Consider the following 16,378-nt stretch of genomic DNA (forward strand, 5'->3'; position numbering starts at 1 on the left):
GTTTACGTAGTTGACCCATGGATTAAGTTATTTATTGAAGGAAAAGAAAAAATCTTGCCATCGAGTCCATTTGTAGCTGGTTTAATAGCTAAGATAGACAGCGAGCAAGGCTTCTGGCACTCACCTTCAAATAAAGAAATAAATGGTATTGTTGGAACAAGCAGGCCTATTGATTTTACGCTCGGTAATACAAATTGTAGAGCAAACCATTTAAATGAAAATGAAGTAACAACGATAATTCATCAAAATGGCTATAGGCTTTGGGGAAATAGAACATGTTCAAATGACTCAAAATGGGCTTTTTTGTCAGTGAGAAGGACTGCAGATTTAATCAACGATAGTCTACTTCGAGCTCATTTATGGGCAGTTGATCGCAATATTACCAAAACTTATATAGATGATGTGATTGAGGGGGTAAATTCTTATCTTGCAAATTTAAAAGCGCAAGGGGCGATTATTAGCGGAAAATGTTATGCAACTCCAGAGCTCAATACACCAACAAATATTGCAAGCGGAAAAGTGTCTTTTGATTTTGAGTTCACGCCACCATATCCAGCTGAACAGATTACTTTCAGGTCACACCTTGTGAGTGGCGCAATATTGTAAAAGGAGAAAGAGAGATGTTACCAAAGATCCTAAAGAATTTTAACGTATTTGTTGATGGTCGTGGCTATGCAGGAAAAATAGATGAAGTAACCTTGCCAAAACTTACCATAAAAACAGAAGAATACAGAGCTGGTGGTATGGATATTCCAATAAATATTGATATGGGCATGGAAAAGCTTGAAGCAGATTTCACTTTTTCTGAATATGACTCTGAGCTCTTTAGACTTTTCGGATTGATAAACAATAATGCTGTTTCTCTTACTTTAAGAGGAGGTTTGCAGGGAAGTAGTGATGCCGAATCAGTAGTAATTAACTTAAGAGGGCTCTTTAAGGAACTTGATTTTGGTAACTGGAAGGCTGCTGAAAAAGCAACACTAAAATGTATAATTGCTGCCAACTATTATAAGCTTACCATTGATGGCAGAGAATTGATTGAAATTGACGCTGAGAATATGATTCGCAAGATCGATGGTGTTGATCAAATGACTTCTATGCGCACAGCTTTAGGAATTTAACTAAAAGGGTAAAACAATGCAAAAAATTAAATTAACTGAACCAATAAAAATCGATGGAATTTTAGTTTCAGAGCTAACTCTACGCCGTCCAAAAGTTCGAGATCGTTTAGCTGTTGAACGTATGGGTAATAGCGATGCAGAGAAAGAAGTAGCACTGATTGCAAATCTTGCAAGTATTTCAAGAGAAGCAGTAGAAGAATTTGATTTAGCAGACTACAATAAGATTCAAGAAACGTTACAAGGTTTTTTGTCTCAGCAGAAGAATTGAGGTTGAGCATATTATCACTTAGCTCAATGGTTGGTGGTGGAATCAATCAGTGGCTTGATATGGATATTGAAGAATTTATTACTTGGTTTGAAAGTAGCGGAAAATTATACAAATGAAGGCAATTTCTATAGTAATTGGAGCAACACTGCAAAGCAGTTTTAATAGTACGATAGCAGGTAGCACGAAGCAACTTTCTCGTATTGGTAGTACGATAAAACAACTTGAATCATCAAGTAAATCAGTATTCAAGTTTAAACAATTAAGCCACGATGCTCTGCTTGCTAGGCGTTCTTGGAATGAACTAGAAATAAAAACAAAATCTCTTGCTCAGCAGATAAAAAATACAGGAGCACCAAGTAAGAGCCTGCAAAACGAGTTTACAAGGTCTAAAACTGCAGCGCTGAAAGCTAAAACAGCTTATTTACAAAAAAGAAGTGCTCTCCACCATTTACGCACGGAGTTCAGTAAAAGTGGTAGAGATATAAAATCTCTTATTGGAGATCAAGTTAAACTTGGCTCTTCTATTGAAAAGCTTAAAAATAACTATACAGCTTTAAATTCCGTAATGCAAAAACGTAAAGGAGTTTTAGCACAAAGAGCAAATTTCAAAGCTCAAATGATGGATGCTGTGGCACTTGGCCTCACCCTTGCAGCACCACTTAAGGCTGCAATTAGTTTTGAGAGTGCCATGGCTGATGTAAAGAAAGTTGTAAAGTTTGAAGATACAGATGTAAATGGCTTAACAAAACTTGGGGAAACATTAAAGGAAATGTCGCGTACAATTCCGCTATCTGCGGCAGAACTTGCGCAAATTACTGCAAGTGGTGGTCAACTTGGTATTAAAGCTAAAGATCTTACGACTTTTACAGACACTGTGGCCAAAATGGCAACTGCATTTGATATGTCAGCAGAAGAAGCAGGAGACGCTATTGCTAAACTTTCTAATATTTATCAAATTGAAATTGGTGAAATGAAAGGCATTGGTGATGCAATAAACCATATCTCTGATAACACTGCAGCAAAAGCTAAAGACATTGTTCCTGCATTAAACAGAATCGGTGGTACAGCAAGGCAATTTGGCTTAACTGCAGTAGAAGCGGGAGCTTTAGCAAGTAGCTTCATTAGTCTTGGTAAGACCCCCGAAAAAGCAGGTACAGCAATTAATGCGATGCTCAGTAAGTTGCAAACAGCAAGTAAGCAAGGTGGCAATTTTCAAAAAGCTTTTCAGCAGCTAAAAATAAATGCTAAGGAATTTGAAAAAGCAATTGGCAAGAATGCACAAGGCACATTAGTTAAGTTTTTAGAAACAATTGCAAAACTAGGTAAGCAAGAACGTTCTAGCGTTCTTTTTGATCTCTTTGGTCTTGAATATCAAGACGATATAGCACTACTCATTGGTAGTCTTGACGAGTACAAAAAATCTTTACGATTAATAAACGGGGAATATAAGGGCTCAATGCAAAGAGAGTTTGAAAATAGAGCAAATACTACAGCAAATAATCTTCAGCTACTTAAGAATTCAATAGCAGAAGTAGGAATGAATCTTGGTTCTGTATTATTACCACCTTTAAATTTTACTGTTAATCTTCTGAGGTCAGCAACTACACAAGTAGCACTTTATGCCAAGGAATATCCAGTATTGACTACAGTAATCATGAGTACTACTACAGCGTTGATTAGCATTAAAATAGCAGCTATATCTCTTGGCTATGCTTGGACTTTTGTAAAAGGTTCCTTATTCGCTTTTTTGTCTACTTGGAAAATGTTTGGATCTGTTATTACTTTAGTAAAAATAGGTCTTTCTGCAGTTTTTCCAGCAATTATTGTTGGATTTAAAGCATTGACAATTGCTTTAATGAGTAATCCTATGGGACTCGTTATTGGCGGTCTTGCTGTTGCTGCAACTTTGATAATTACCAAATGGCAAGTGGTAAAGAACTTTTTTGTTACTATCTGGGAATCAGTGAAAATTGTATGGAAATCTTTTTCTGATTGGGTAGGAAAATTTTGGAATAATATTACTCAGCCCTTTAGAACAATCAGTAATCTGTGGAATAAAAGAAATGAGTCTAAACTAGAAGTTAAGTCTGTAAATAACGTTATAAGTGATTCTCTTAAGTACCCCATTGCGGCACACAGTAAAGCTGTAGAGAATAAAACTCAAAATAATCACTTCAGTATTAATATTCATTCAACCCCTGGGCAAGATACACGTAGCATTGCTGATGAAGTAATGGAGCGAATTAGAGAGCAATTTAGTGGCGCACTTTATGATATAAATTAAATTATGCTGTCTCTTGGTCCATATAGATTTTCATTAACTGAGCGAGGTTTCACACGCAGGAATGAATATCGCTGGCCTGCACTTGAGCGTATTGGAGAAAAGCCATTACTTCAAAGTATTGGTCCTGGAGAGGACGTTATTGAGCTTGCGGGAGTAATCTATTCAGGAGGACTGGGGCAAATAAATAATATGCGAAATTTATCGAAACCTCTTTTACTCATTGATGGCCAAGGTAACATTTTAGGCCATTTTGTTATTGTGAAAATAGAAGAAACGCAGAGATATTTTTTTCCAAATGGTGAAGCAAGAAAGATTGAGTTTCACTTAAGTTTGAAGCACTATGATAACGTGTTGTCAGACGGATCACTAAATAATCCAGTTGATGATATACAACTTGATAATGATATATTACAAAACTAAGGAAAATGATATGTTAGATTTAATCTGCTGGAACTACTATGGATTCAGCTCAGGAGCAGTTGAGATTGTGTTAAGAGCTAATCCTGGGCTTTCAGAGTACGAACTTCTTCCTGCAGGATTAATCATTAAACTTCCTGTTATTCAAAAAGAGACACAAAAGCAAGTAGTAAAACTATGGGATTAAAATGACACCAGACTTTAGTATTTCAGTAGAGGGAATTTTAATCACTGAGTTGATAAAAAGTCGGTTAGTATCAATGCATATTACTGATGAAGCTGGAGTAATAAGTGATACTGCTGTAATTCATCTTGATGACCGTGATTCATTATTTGAAATTCCTAGAACTGGGGCAAAGCTAAATATTTTACTTGGGTATAAAGAAACTGGCATTGTGCCGATGGGAGATTACATAGTGAATGAAATTACGCTACAAGGCCCGCCACAAGGACTAAAAATCAAGAGTCATGCAGCGGATCTAAAAGAGTCATTAAAGGAACAAGTGTTTAATGAGTGGCATCAAATCACCTTAAATGATTTGGTAAAAAAGATTGCAGACAAACATGGCTATCAAGCTAAGGTTGCTGCAGAGTTTGTAAATATCATGATATCACATATTGATCAAACTGCAGAGAGCGATATGCATTTTTTAACCAGGCTTGCTCAAATTTATGGAGCAATAGCAAAACCTGCAGGAGGATATTTACTGTTTGTTTCAAAAGGAAAAGCAAAATCAGTTACCGGAAAAACTTTAAGCACTATTACTTTAACACCTAGAGATATTACAAATTGGAAAGTAAAATTTAATGAGCGTAATCAATATGGCTCGGTTATTGCTTACTGGTATGATTATGAAAAAGCAGAGACAATAACGGAAAAAGTAGGTGATCAAGAACCAAGCTATATTTTGCGAGATATTTATGCAAGTAGTGATTTGGCACAAAGTGCAGCATCTGCGAAGTTGAATCAGCTGATGAGTAATGCAGCAACACTCAATGTCACAATGCCAGGAAATCCTGAATTATTTGCTGAAGCAAAGATTAATCTTTCTGGATTTCGCAAAGGAGTTTATGGTAAATGGATAATAAATAGGGCTGAGCATGTAATTGATAACCTTGGCTATCGTACTATTGTTACGGGAATAATTGATAGTTGGAAAGTAAATTGATAATTTCCTCATAGATATCTTCTTTATTATTGTTTAATTCCTCTACAGCAAGATCTAAAGGAGTTTTTTTATCTTTGTTTTTAGCAGAAGGATTTGCTCCATTTTTCAGTAGAAATTTAGCAATTTCCAGATGTCCTTTTCGTACAGCATAGTGCAGAGCTGTCCAGCTAAAAGCATCAGTAGTATTTACATCAATGCCTTCTTCAATTAGAAATTTTACGACTTCTAAACAGCCTCCGCTTGTAGCATAGTGTAATGATGTTGCACCAAAATGATGAGTAGCATTGATATCTACTACATTTTTTATTAAGGATCTTACAGTATCTAAATTACATTTTTCAGCTGCAGTAGATAATGTTTCCAGATCATTGCCACTTGCCTTACTTTTTATTGGCACATCTTTTGATAATTGGTCTGTACTAAAGTGCTGATACAGAACAATAACGCATATTATCGGTATTATTGAACTTGTTAACAATTTCCAAAAAAGGCTAGATTTCATGTTGATTATATTATTTACATCGCTTGTTTAGTGCAACTAATTAACTTTATTTTAGAAAAGATTTTTTGGACGTATTTTTGATGAATCTTGTATATGTATATATACAACTTTTCCTTTAAAAAAGATGACAAACACAGGAAAGATCCCTGTAGCAGTAATTGCTACTATGGTGATACAAACAATAGCATTGATCTGGTGGCTAGCTAAGCTCGACTTAAGAGTGCATATGCATGATAAATTTATAGAGCAAAATCAAAGGACTACAGAAATCATCTATCGCCTTGAAGAAAGGGTCAAAAACCTTGCTGAGGAAGTTAATGAACTTGAGCAGAGACAAAAATAAAAAAGTGGCAAAGTATATTTTATCTGTTGATGGAGGTGGAATCAGAGGAATAATTCCTGCCATTATTCTAGCAGAAATTGAATCTAGGACAAAAAAGCCAATTTCCCAGATTTTTGATTTAATGGCAGGCACCTCAACCGGTGGGATTATTGTTGCTGGACTTTGTAAAAGCAATAAACCTCAATACTCTGCCAATGATTTAGTTGGACTTTACCAAGAGTATGGAGCTTATATCTTTCAATCATCATTTTGGAGAAAATCAATTGCTTCTTGGCTGAGTGGTTCTCAGTACTCGTATAGAAATATGGAATTTATTCTCAACAAATACTTTGGTGAAAGTACTATGGCCGATGTTGCAAGTAATCTACTGCTCACCAGTTATGACATTCACAATAGTTGTGAATTTTTCTTCAAAAGTTGGAAAGAAAAAAACATTAAGTTGAAAGATGCACTCAGAGCTACAACAGCTGCTCCAACGTACTTCACACCAAAACGTCTGAAAATTAGCCAAACAGAGAGAGTGTTGATAGATGGCGGAGTGTTTGCTAATAATCCAGCAGCTTGTGCATATGCAAGTGGCAAGAGATTATTTCCAAATGATGAGATTATACTGCTATCAATAGGCACTGGTGGAACAAATAGAAGTATAAAGTATGCTAACTCAAGGAGATTTGGCAAAATAGGGTGGATCAAGCCACTACTGAATGTGATGTTTGCTTCTGGATTGGATTGCGTTGATTATCAACTAGAACAAGTAATAGATGATAAATACATAAGAATACAATCGCAATTGAAAGTAGCATCGACTGAGATGGACAATATTACACTCAAAAATATCAAATTTCTTCAGCAAGAGGCAAGTAAAATGATAGAGGATAACCAGAAAGTGATAGACAAATTCTGCAAGCAAAATCCAAAACTATAACTGAGCTAGAAAAACGAAATAAGCGAGTTTCTAGTATCTACTTTAATAAATTTACTAAAATATTTTTTTAATATTATATATTGAATACAGAAGCACAAGAATTTCATTCAGCAATGCAGATAATTAATTATGTAATTACCTTTGTTGATATTTTAATATATTGTATAGAAATCAGTAAACTAATGTTGCTTTTAATTCAGGTTAAGTTTTGGAAGCGTGATTTTCAAGTTCCTCAATAGATAAATCTGTTATTTTAGAAATAGCATCAACAGAAACGTCCAACATACGTAGATTATTTGCAACCTTTATTGACTCTGCTTTGTAAATCGGGAATGTTGCTACCAAATGTTGACATTAAACTTTATGATATGAGGTATCTTTGATGTTTTTACGCTACTAAATTCATGATATCCATCTCTTGGCGATTTAAGCCTATTTTTAGAGTATTGATAAAAAGACGATAAGACCCCTTCTACATCTAAAGCCTAAAATGCAATTCTCAGATGATCTCTGACAGACGTTTTTTTCATCAACACATTCAAAACAATAAAAAGATTGAATATTTCTTCACAATTGTGTATAATTATTAATGCTTTGGTGCACGTAACGATTATACTTTAAAAAGAATGTTGGCTACTGAGAAGAATGAAGACATCTTCATCAGAAAAAAAAGGGGCAAAAACAGAGAAAATTGACGTAGCTACTTAAGGCAGGTGTCTCTATTGCAGCTGAGACAACTGATCTACTCATGATCAAATGAAGAAGTTATAAGCATACAGATTGGATTACAGTATCTTTTTTAAGAAGAAGATTTATCTTGCTTAAAAACTTGTAGATACTATATTTTATATAAATTCTTCATGCGAGGCCTTTATGTTTACTAATAGAATATCTAATAATCTGGATCAGCTGCAATTTTTTGTAGAGTTTTTAAATGAAAATTATGAAATTCAGAAACATCTTAGTCTTACACCACTACATTTAGCAGCAGGAAATGGTCAGTTGGATTTAGTCAACACTTTATTAGGAGAAGGTTTAGATATTAATTCAGAGATTAAGTACGATGGCTTTACGCCACTGTATTTTTCAATTGCAAAAAATCGCTTAGAGATGGTTAACTTTCTTATTGCTCATGGAGCAGATGTAAACCATAAGACCATTCTAGGCTTTACACCTTTAAGTTTTGCATCCCAGCAAGGATATTTAGATATAGTCAACACCTTGATTGCAAATGGAGCAGATCTTAGTACTAAAACAGATAAACTTAATACACCTTTACACCTAGCAGCAGAGAATGGTCATCTAGATATAGTAAATGTTTTTATTGAAAAGGGATTAGATGTTAATGCTGTAAATAATGATCGAGCAAGACCTTTGCATTCTGCAGTACAAAATGGTAACCTCGAAGTAGTTAAAGCTCTTATTTCACAAGGGTCTAATATTAACGCTGGATCTTCAGGCATAGGTAATCATAAAGTTGATGCAAACATTACACCCTTACATCTGGGAACACAAACTGGTAGGTTAGATATAGTTAAAGTTCTGCTTGAAGCGGGAGCAAACGTTAATGCAAAAACAGATGATAAGATTACACCTCTACATTTAGCGTCTCAAAATGGCTTTTTAGAGTTAGTAGACATTTTACTAAAAGCAAAATCTAATGTTAATGCTAAGGATTATGAGAATCTTACACCTCTACATTTAGCAGCAGAACGTAATCACTTTGGAGTAGTTAAGTCTCTTCTTCTCGTAAGGGGAATTGATGTTAATGCTAAGGACCACGATAATTCCACAGCTTTACATATAGGATCTCAGAATGGTCACTTAGAAGTAGTGAAGCTACTAATAGAGAAAAAAGCCAATGTTAATGCTAAAAAAAACGAAGGTTTTACACCTTTGCATCTAGCAATTCAGCAAAGTCATTTCGAGGTGAGTGATTTTTTAATTAAAAATGGAGCAAACATTAACACCGTGGATGATCAGAATTGGACTCCTTTACATAATGCAGCATATAATGGTTTTTCTTTAAAAATAGTAGAGAGCTTAATTGCAAAAGGAGCAAATATAAATGCAAAGATGGATGATGGTAGAAGAGCTCTACATTTGGCAGCAGAACATAATCACTTGGAAATAATGAATTTCTTGATTGAAAATGGAGCAGATATTAATGCTCTAGATAACAGAAGTTGGACTCCTCTACATTGTGCAGCATATGATGGTAATTTAGAAGTTGCTAAATCTTTGCTTGATAAAGGAGCAGACATTAATGCTAAAACAGTTAAAAGTACTACACCTCTACACTTTGCAGTAGACCATGATCATTTAGAGGTGGTTGAATTGCTCTTAGAAAAGGAAGCAGATATTAATGCTTTAGATCACACAAATTGGACTCCTTTACATTTTGCAGCAGAAAAAGGTTATGATCAGATAGCAACCGTTCTATTGAAACATGGTGCTGATGTAAATGTAAAAGAAAATCAAAATAAAGGCACAGCCCTACATCTTGCAGCTCAATATGGTCATCCTAAGGTAGTTAAAACTCTTATTATAAATGGAGCGGATGTTAATGCAAAAATGGATAAAAATGCTACGCCTTTACACTTAGGGGCACAAATTGGTAATTTAGATATAGTTAGGTCTCTACTTATGAGCGGAGCATACTTTAATGCTAGAGCTGAAGGAGGTAGATATGTTTTACCATTACACTTTGCGGAAAGAAGAGGAAACCCAGAAGTAATAAAATTACTAAAATTGGTTGAGAAGTTATTTAAGGCTATAGAAGATAATAATTATTTAGGAATTGAGAGTTCCATTAGAGATGGAGCAATCATTGATTCGAAGAACGTGGATGGAAGAACGCCATTACATTATGCTGTTAATAATGGGCACATAAAAGTTGTAAATATCTTGCTAGCAAATGGAGCTGATGCTACTCAAGTTACTAACAAGGGTAATACACCATTACACACTGCTGCTTCCAAAGGTCATAAAGAAATTATTGAAGCTTTGTTACAACGTGTAAGCCACAATAAATTGAGTGATTTTATTAATGCTAAAACTACTTCTAGTGGTACTACATCACTTCATGTTGCAGCTAAAGGTGGCTCCTTGGAAGTTGTAAAATCTTTATTAAAACATGGTGCAATTTATAACATCAAGAATAAAGAAGGTAAAGCACCACTTGATCTTTCTCGAGACCAAAATATTACTAACCTATTGAAATTAGTAGAAGAGCTGTTTGAGAATGCAAAAAATGGTAATGTTGAAATTATCAGTAAGCTGAAAGCAATAAAACCTGATGAGCGCGTAGCTGTAACAAATGCTCGTAATGATCAAGACAAGTCATTAATCCAGGTTGCAGTAATCAATAAACACTCAAACCTTGCAAGTAGATTATTAGAAATATTAAAAAGTCCAGATCAGAGTTTACAAGATGTCAGCGTAGAAAATCGAGTAAAGAGTTTAAAGTTATAGCTCTCTTAAATGAAACTCTAATGAGGGTGCCAAGATCTAGAAAATATATAAAAATTACAGTGGACTTTACATCTTACTAATTATAAATTAACTTACTACCTAATCAATTCCTGAGTTATGTATGAGTAACATTTTGATAATATTAGCAGCAGGAAAGAGCAGTAGAATGAATTCTGAATATTCAAAAGCATTACACCAAGTGGGAAATCTTACTCTTTTAGAACATATAATTTCTAATGCAAAATCGCTGAGTCTAAAAAGCTTATCAATTGTTGTTAACAACTCCCTTCTAAAAGATTTAGAAAACTTTGATACTCTAAAAAGTATAATCGATCAATACAATATAAAACTAATAATTCAAGAAGATATTACAGGCACTGGCACTGCAGTTAAAATTGCTCTAGAAAATCTGGAGGAGTTATCTGATCAAGACATAGTTTTAATACAGTATGGAGACACTCCTTTTATATCTAGCGATACAGTTATGAAAATGACTGATTGTTTAAAGTATAATAATTTAGTTCTTCTTGGATTCAATAGTCAAGATGAACAATATGGAAGATTAGTAATTGATAATTACGGCAATGTTCAAAAAATCCTAAAAAATGGAGATAAAATGCTTCTTGCAAACTCTGGAATAATAGCTTCATATGCTAAAGATCTCTTTACCTTAGTAAAAGAAATAAAATTTAATAATTCGACCAATGAATATTGTCTTAATGATATAGTACCCATTGCAGCAAACAATAACTTGAGTGTAGGTTATGTAGTTTCTGATGAAAGAGAAGCAATGGGAGTAAATAATAAAGAGGATTTGATTAAAGCCGAACACTATTTTCAAAAAAAAAGGCAGCCAACTTTTCTTTCATAACTACATTTTTTTATTCATTAATTTAAGTTGACATTTATTTTATACTTGTTTTATAATACCTTTTAATTCTTACTTGTAAGATAATTGGTACGACAAATTTTCCTAGTTGTAGTGAGAGGGTATACATGGGGATATTAATAACAGGTGCTGCAGGTTTGATAGGGTCAACCTTGGTGAAAAAGTTAGAAAACCAGGGCCATGAAGTAATAAGCTGTGATATTAGGTTTCACAACAATCCACTCAGTTTTTTTTCAGAAGATATAGTACCACTACTTGCTCAGTGTACAGGAATCATTCATCTGGCTGCAATTTCTAGAGTTATACATGGTGAACTTTATCCTACACTGTGTCAAAAAATTAATGTTGATGGTACAATGCGGTTTTTAGGGTTATGTAAGTCACTTCCAAATAAACCGTGGTTTATATATGCAAGTAGTAGGGAAGTTTATGGAGAGCAGAAGGAACTGCCAGTTACAGAATCTGCTAGTATCGATCCAATAAATAATTATGCCAAAGGTAAAGCATTTATTGAGGAACAAATAACAAGTTCAAAAGATTTTAATGTAGCAATATTACGCTTTTCAAATGTATACGGTGGTTTACTAGATCATAACAGTAGAGTAATTCCTGCACTCTGTATTAATGCATTAAGAGGTGATCCAATTAAAATAGAAGGTAAAGAATGTGTTTTTGATTTTACCTATTTGGATGATGTTATAGAGGGTATATGCTTAACTGTTAAATATTTACAAAGCGAAAAATCTTCCCTTCCTGCTATTCATCTTACTACTAATAGCCCATGTACTTTAGAAAACTTAGCAAAAACAATATTAAAAGTCACGAAAAGTGATTCTAGAATTGATTTTTATCCTCCAAGAAATTTTGATGTAACTAAGTTCCATGGTGATTTTATTAGAGCTAAAGAGCTACTTGGTTGGTCTCCAAAACATTCATTAGAAGTAGGATTAAGTAAATTTATAAAAAGTCTACAAAACAATACACAAGAATATCCTAACAATATAGATATGGTAATATATGAAAATATTAAAAGTTATTCATGGTTACCCTCCTTATTATAGTGCTGGTTCAGAGGTTTATAGCCAAACTCTTGCTCATGAACTAGCAAATAACAATGAGGTACAAGTATTTACTAGGTATGAAAATAGCTTTTTACCTGATTTTTATTACACTACAGTCCTAGATAGTAGTGACTCTCGAATCTTACTGCATTTAATTAATATACCTACAGCTAAATATCGTTATAAATTTATCAATGAAGAAGTAAATATAAAATTTAAAAGAATAATAGATAACTTTCAGCCAGATCTTATACATTTTGGTCATCTTAATCATCTATCAATTACTTTACCAGAAATTGCTTTTAAAGAAAATATACCTACAATTTTTACGCTACATGACTTTTGGTTAATGTGTCCAAGAGGAAGGTTTATTCAACGTAATTCTGAAGATTTATTACAGCTTTGTGATGGACAAAAGGATCAAAAATGTGCAACCCAATGTTACAAGGGATATTTTACAGGAGATGAAGAATTCCTGAATTCAGACATAAATTATTGGGAACAATGGGTTGCAACTAGAATGAAGCACACAAGGAAAATAATAGACTATATAGATTACTTTATTTCCCCATCGAAATTCTTGATGGACAAATTTACTCAGGATTTTAATGTTCCGATAAACAAAATTTCTTATCTTGATTATGGTTTTGATCTCAATCGTCTTAAGAAGAGAAATAGAGTACAAGAAAAAGAGTTTATTTTCGGTTATATTGGTACTCATACTCCCGAAAAAGGTGTTGATCTATTATTGAAAGCTTTTTCTCACTTATCATCTAAAGCAAAACTTAGAATTTGGGGAGCAGCAAGAGAAGAAACTAAAGCTTTAAAAGCGATTGCCGATCAGTTTTCACCTGTTGTTAAAGAAAGAATAGAATGGATGGGAAGTTATGATAATAAGAATATAGTTACTGACGTATTTAATAAAGTCGATGCAATAGTCGTTCCTTCAATTTGGGGTGAAAATTCACCGTTAGTAATACATGAAGCACAGCAACTTAGAATACCAGTTATAACAGCCGATTATGGTGGCATGGCAGAATATGTAAGAGATGGACTATTATTTAAGCACAGAGATGCAAGTAGTTTGTCAGAAAAAATGCAAGTCCTATCTACAGATCAGGAGTTATATAATAAACTTACCCAAAAAGGCTATCCTTATACTGAAAATGGAAATATACCTTCTATAGGTGAGCATACTGAGAAACTTAACAAGATTTACCGTAATGCTATTGAAAAGAAAGGCAAATCAGTAGCTGTGAAACCTGGTCCTTGGAGAATTACTTTTGATACTAATCCAGATTACTGCAATTTTGCTTGTATAATGTGCGAATGTTTTTCACCATACAGCAAAGTTAAAGAAGAGAAGAAAGCTAAAGGAATAAAACCTAAGATACTGTCGATAGAAACTATCAGAAAAGTAATTAAGGAAGCAGCTGGCACACCTTTAAGGGAAATCATTCCTTCTACTATGGGTGAGCCTTTAATGTATAAAAGCTTTGATGAAATAATCAATTTGTGCCATGAGTTCGGCCTTAAGCTTAACCTCACAACCAATGGTTCTTTTCCCATTAAAGGAGCTAGAAAATGGGCTGAACTATTGGTACCAATTTTATCTGATGTTAAGATTTCCTGGAATGGGGCAACTAAAGAAACTCATGAAAGAATCATGAAAGGTTCAAAATGGGAAGTAGTGACAGAAAATTTAAAAACTTTCCTTGAAGTTAGAGATAAATACTTTAGCGATACAGGTGAAAGGTGTACCGTTACTTTACAATTAACATTTTTGGAAAGTAATTTACATGAACTCTATGACATAGTTAAGATGGCCATAAAAAATGGCATAGATAGAGTTAAAGGACATCATCTTTGGGCACATTTTGAGGAAATTAAGGATCTATCTATGAGAAGAGATGAGTTAGCAATTAGTAGATGGAATACAGAGGTGAGAAGGTTATATGAGCTTAGAGATAATATGCTATTACCAAATGGTAAAAAGATAAAATTAGAAAATTTTACAATTCTTTCTCAAGAAGGTATTAAGGATTTGGCTCCAGGTGGTCAATGCCCATTTTTAGGTAAAGAAGCATGGATAAACAATGAAGGAAAGTTTAGTCCTTGCTGTGCTCCAGATGAACTCCGTAAGACATTAGGAAATTTTGGTAATGTTAATGAGGTTAAACTCGAGGAAATATGGCAGAGTAGTGAGTACCTAAGCTTACAAAAGAATTATTTAAATTACAAATTATGCAAAACATGCAACATGAGAAAACCTTTGATCAATTAATCAAAGATAATCTTAAATCTATTAAAATTTCACCGTGTGAGAGTTTTCACGAATTACTAGGAAATCCTTTGTATGAAGATAGGTTTATAAAGGTTGGTAAATTTCATGAGCCCGGTCTTGCACCGGTTTATGATCAGACAGGTGCTTATCATATCAATGTAAGAGGAGAAGCAGTTTATCATCATAGATTTCTAAAAACTTTTGGATTCTACTTTAATAGAGCGGCCGTAGAAGATGATACAGGGTGTTACCATATTGATTCATCTGGATGTAGAGTATACAAACAGTCGTATCAATGGATTGGAAATTATCAGGAAGATATTTGTGTAGTTAGAAGACATGATAAATGTTTTCATATTAATTTAAATGGCAACAGGATTTATCAGGAGGAATATGATTATGTTGGAGATTTTAAGGATGGTATCGCTGTAGTCTATAAGGATGGTAAAGCTACACATATTAATCATCATGGAAAGTTAGTACATAATAAATGGTATAAAAAACTTAATGTTTTTCATAAAGGGTATTCTATTGCAGAAGATCAACATGGTTGGTTTCATATAGATATTAATGGTGATCCTGTTTACCAGCAGAGATTTAAAATGGTAGAAGCATTTTATAATGGGATGGCAAAAGTTGAAACTTTTGAAGGTGTGTTAGGACAAATCGATATTACCGGAAATGTAAAGTTTAGTATTTTTGATTTAGGTAAAGAATCTCAAGTGCATAGGATTTCTGCAGAACTTTCAGCCTTTTGGAAAACTTACCTAACAAGCGTTGCTATTGAACTTGATTTGTTAAATATTTTACCTGCAACTGTGCCGTTTTTATCTAAAAAGTTAAACATTATCGTACCAAATCTAGAAAGGCTGTTAAGGGCGTTGTGGGAAATAGGGTTTATTGATTATGATAAGGACGAGGACTTATGGAAACTATCATCAAAAGGTAAGTGTTTTAAGGAAATACCATTTTTGCCAAAAGCAGCAACAATGTGGGCAAGAGTTGCCGCTGAAAAGAATTGGTTAAATATTGCCGATATACTAAAACAGAAGTCAATCTCTTCATTTGAATCTTTTAAGGAAAGAGAATCATCAGAAGATAAGAAAATAGCGTTTTACCAAGCATTGCTAGGATATTCTAGGTTTGATACTAAAGAGTTTAATTCTAGGATTAATATAGATGGTGCTAAGAATATATTGCTATTTGGTGTACACTCTTTATTTCTTGCTTATTCTGATATACACAATAAAGGTTCCATAGGCCTATATAACGAACATAAAGTGCCAAGACAGTTAGTAGAAAATTTAAAAGTCAAACTTATAACTCAGGAAGAACTATCAGCTACAAATTATGAATTAGGTGTCTTTTGCCGCTTTCTACAGCATTATGATGATGATAAAGTATTATCTTATTTAAAATTGGTCAAAGGAATATCTCGTATTTTATTGATAGAAACTATTTTAGATTACCGCTCTCCAGATGGAGGCTCTGTAGATATTAATGTAATGGTTGAAACAGGAGGTAAACTAAGAACATTAAGCAATTGGGAAAAAATACTCAAACAAGTAAAAGGATTCAAAATTTTTGCTGTTATACCTTTAACAGATTACTTATCAGTTATTGATGTCAGGTGTTAATCAT

The 16,378-nt window shown here is 33.7% G+C and carries 16 protein-coding genes; 14 read left to right on the forward strand and 2 right to left on the reverse strand.

What is annotated here, in order from left to right:
• The 7 genes from LEM02_RS02565 to LEM02_RS02595 all read left to right on the forward strand — a co-directional run.
• The coding region (locus tag LEM02_RS02565) for a phage tail sheath family protein (protein WP_226079605.1) at window positions 1-606 on the forward strand (606 nt) is incomplete at its 5' end.
• Window positions 607-620: 14 nt separating this feature from the next.
• Window positions 621-1,121 carry a phage major tail tube protein gene (locus LEM02_RS02570; RefSeq protein ID WP_065094343.1) on the forward strand — a complete coding sequence of 167 codons (501 nt, stop codon included), beginning with the start codon at window positions 621-623 and terminating at the stop codon, window positions 1,119-1,121.
• Between the two features lie 16 nt (window positions 1,122-1,137).
• Window positions 1,138-1,389, forward strand: a complete 252-nt coding sequence (locus LEM02_RS02575; protein ID WP_015588509.1) for a phage tail assembly protein — start codon at window positions 1,138-1,140, stop codon at window positions 1,387-1,389.
• A gap of 112 nt (window positions 1,390-1,501) precedes the next feature.
• A complete protein-coding gene (locus LEM02_RS02580) occupies window positions 1,502-3,673 on the forward strand; it encodes a phage tail tape measure protein (RefSeq protein ID WP_226079606.1) in 2,172 nt (723 codons plus the stop codon).
• 3 nt (window positions 3,674-3,676) lie between these two features.
• The gene (locus LEM02_RS02585; RefSeq protein WP_191110947.1) at window positions 3,677-4,093 is read left to right on the forward strand and encodes a phage tail protein; all 417 of its coding nucleotides are present in this window, start codon (window positions 3,677-3,679) and stop codon (window positions 4,091-4,093) included.
• A 10-nt stretch (window positions 4,094-4,103) separates the two neighbouring features.
• Complete coding sequence (locus LEM02_RS02590) at window positions 4,104-4,277, forward strand: tail protein X (protein WP_255586148.1); 174 nt, start codon at window positions 4,104-4,106, stop codon at window positions 4,275-4,277.
• Window position 4,278: 1 nt separating this feature from the next.
• The gene (locus LEM02_RS02595; RefSeq protein WP_226079607.1) at window positions 4,279-5,259 is read left to right on the forward strand and encodes a phage late control D family protein; all 981 of its coding nucleotides are present in this window, start codon (window positions 4,279-4,281) and stop codon (window positions 5,257-5,259) included.
• Here the strand turns inward: LEM02_RS02595 and LEM02_RS02600 are convergent.
• Window positions 5,225-5,761 (reverse strand): ankyrin repeat domain-containing protein, encoded by a 537-nt coding sequence (locus LEM02_RS02600; RefSeq protein ID WP_208571646.1) that lies wholly within the window; start codon window positions 5,759-5,761, stop codon window positions 5,225-5,227. The genes LEM02_RS02595 and LEM02_RS02600 overlap by 35 nt on opposite strands.
• A gap of 124 nt (window positions 5,762-5,885) precedes the next feature.
• Here LEM02_RS02600 and LEM02_RS02605 point away from each other — a divergent pair, with 124 nt between their 5' ends.
• Together LEM02_RS02605 and LEM02_RS02610 are read left to right on the forward strand one after the other, a co-directional pair.
• The gene (locus LEM02_RS02605; RefSeq protein ID WP_012673232.1) at window positions 5,886-6,104 is read left to right on the forward strand and encodes a hypothetical protein; all 219 of its coding nucleotides are present in this window, start codon (window positions 5,886-5,888) and stop codon (window positions 6,102-6,104) included.
• Between the two features lie 4 nt (window positions 6,105-6,108).
• Window positions 6,109-7,029, forward strand: a complete 921-nt coding sequence (locus LEM02_RS02610) for a patatin-like phospholipase family protein (protein ID WP_226079692.1) — start codon at window positions 6,109-6,111, stop codon at window positions 7,027-7,029.
• 201 nt (window positions 7,030-7,230) lie between these two features.
• Here the strand turns inward: LEM02_RS02610 and LEM02_RS02615 are convergent, their stop codons facing one another.
• Window positions 7,231-7,374 (reverse strand): hypothetical protein, encoded by a 144-nt coding sequence (locus LEM02_RS02615; RefSeq protein WP_226079608.1) that lies wholly within the window; start codon window positions 7,372-7,374, stop codon window positions 7,231-7,233.
• Window positions 7,375-7,902: 528 nt separating this feature from the next.
• On the opposite strand from LEM02_RS02615, the gene LEM02_RS02620 reads away from it, so the two are divergent.
• The 5 genes from LEM02_RS02620 to LEM02_RS02640 all read left to right on the forward strand — a co-directional run bounded on the left by LEM02_RS02620 (window position 7,903) and on the right by LEM02_RS02640 (window position 16,374).
• The gene (locus LEM02_RS02620) at window positions 7,903-10,503 is read left to right on the forward strand and encodes an ankyrin repeat domain-containing protein (protein ID WP_226079609.1); all 2,601 of its coding nucleotides are present in this window, start codon (window positions 7,903-7,905) and stop codon (window positions 10,501-10,503) included.
• Between the two features lie 121 nt (window positions 10,504-10,624).
• A complete protein-coding gene (locus tag LEM02_RS02625; RefSeq protein WP_226079610.1) occupies window positions 10,625-11,374 on the forward strand; it encodes an NTP transferase domain-containing protein in 750 nt (249 codons plus the stop codon).
• Between the two features lie 125 nt (window positions 11,375-11,499).
• The gene (locus tag LEM02_RS02630) at window positions 11,500-12,453 is read left to right on the forward strand and encodes an NAD-dependent epimerase/dehydratase family protein (protein ID WP_019236565.1); all 954 of its coding nucleotides are present in this window, start codon (window positions 11,500-11,502) and stop codon (window positions 12,451-12,453) included.
• Complete coding sequence (locus LEM02_RS02635) at window positions 12,410-14,737, forward strand: glycosyltransferase (protein ID WP_226079611.1); 2,328 nt, start codon at window positions 12,410-12,412, stop codon at window positions 14,735-14,737. The genes LEM02_RS02630 and LEM02_RS02635 overlap by 44 nt, the downstream gene beginning before the upstream one ends.
• Window positions 14,698-16,374 carry a WG repeat-containing protein gene (locus LEM02_RS02640; protein ID WP_226079612.1) on the forward strand — a complete coding sequence of 559 codons (1,677 nt, stop codon included), beginning with the start codon at window positions 14,698-14,700 and terminating at the stop codon, window positions 16,372-16,374. The genes LEM02_RS02635 and LEM02_RS02640 overlap by 40 nt, the downstream gene beginning before the upstream one ends.
• Window positions 16,375-16,378: the final 4 nt, after the last annotated feature.

The sequence above is a fragment of the Wolbachia endosymbiont of Tribolium confusum genome, from assembly GCF_020405475.1.
In the GTDB taxonomy this organism is placed as follows: Bacteria; Pseudomonadota; Alphaproteobacteria; order Rickettsiales; family Anaplasmataceae; genus Wolbachia.

Excerpts from the sequence above, each read along its gene's own strand:
- LEM02_RS02580 (WP_226079606.1), top strand. The coding sequence starts at position 1,502 with ATGAAGGCAATTTCTATAGTAATTGGAGCAACACTGCAAAGCAGTTTT.
- LEM02_RS02575 (WP_015588509.1), top strand. The coding sequence starts at position 1,138 with ATGCAAAAAATTAAATTAACTGAACCAATAAAAATCGATGGAATTTTA.
- LEM02_RS02605 (WP_012673232.1), top strand. The coding sequence starts at position 5,886 with ATGACAAACACAGGAAAGATCCCTGTAGCAGTAATTGCTACTATGGTG.
- LEM02_RS02585 (WP_191110947.1), top strand. The coding sequence starts at position 3,677 with ATGCTGTCTCTTGGTCCATATAGATTTTCATTAACTGAGCGAGGTTTC.
- LEM02_RS02625 (WP_226079610.1), top strand. The coding sequence starts at position 10,625 with ATGAGTAACATTTTGATAATATTAGCAGCAGGAAAGAGCAGTAGAATG.
- LEM02_RS02590 (WP_255586148.1), top strand. The coding sequence starts at position 4,104 with ATGTTAGATTTAATCTGCTGGAACTACTATGGATTCAGCTCAGGAGCA.
- LEM02_RS02640 (WP_226079612.1), top strand. The coding sequence starts at position 14,698 with ATGCAAAACATGCAACATGAGAAAACCTTTGATCAATTAATCAAAGAT.
- LEM02_RS02600 (WP_208571646.1), bottom strand. The coding sequence starts at position 5,761 with ATGAAATCTAGCCTTTTTTGGAAATTGTTAACAAGTTCAATAATACCG.
- LEM02_RS02620 (WP_226079609.1), top strand. The coding sequence starts at position 7,903 with ATGTTTACTAATAGAATATCTAATAATCTGGATCAGCTGCAATTTTTT.
- LEM02_RS02595 (WP_226079607.1), top strand. The coding sequence starts at position 4,279 with ATGACACCAGACTTTAGTATTTCAGTAGAGGGAATTTTAATCACTGAG.
- LEM02_RS02570 (WP_065094343.1), top strand. The coding sequence starts at position 621 with ATGTTACCAAAGATCCTAAAGAATTTTAACGTATTTGTTGATGGTCGT.
- LEM02_RS02630 (WP_019236565.1), top strand. The coding sequence starts at position 11,500 with ATGGGGATATTAATAACAGGTGCTGCAGGTTTGATAGGGTCAACCTTG.
- LEM02_RS02635 (WP_226079611.1), top strand. The coding sequence starts at position 12,410 with ATGAAAATATTAAAAGTTATTCATGGTTACCCTCCTTATTATAGTGCT.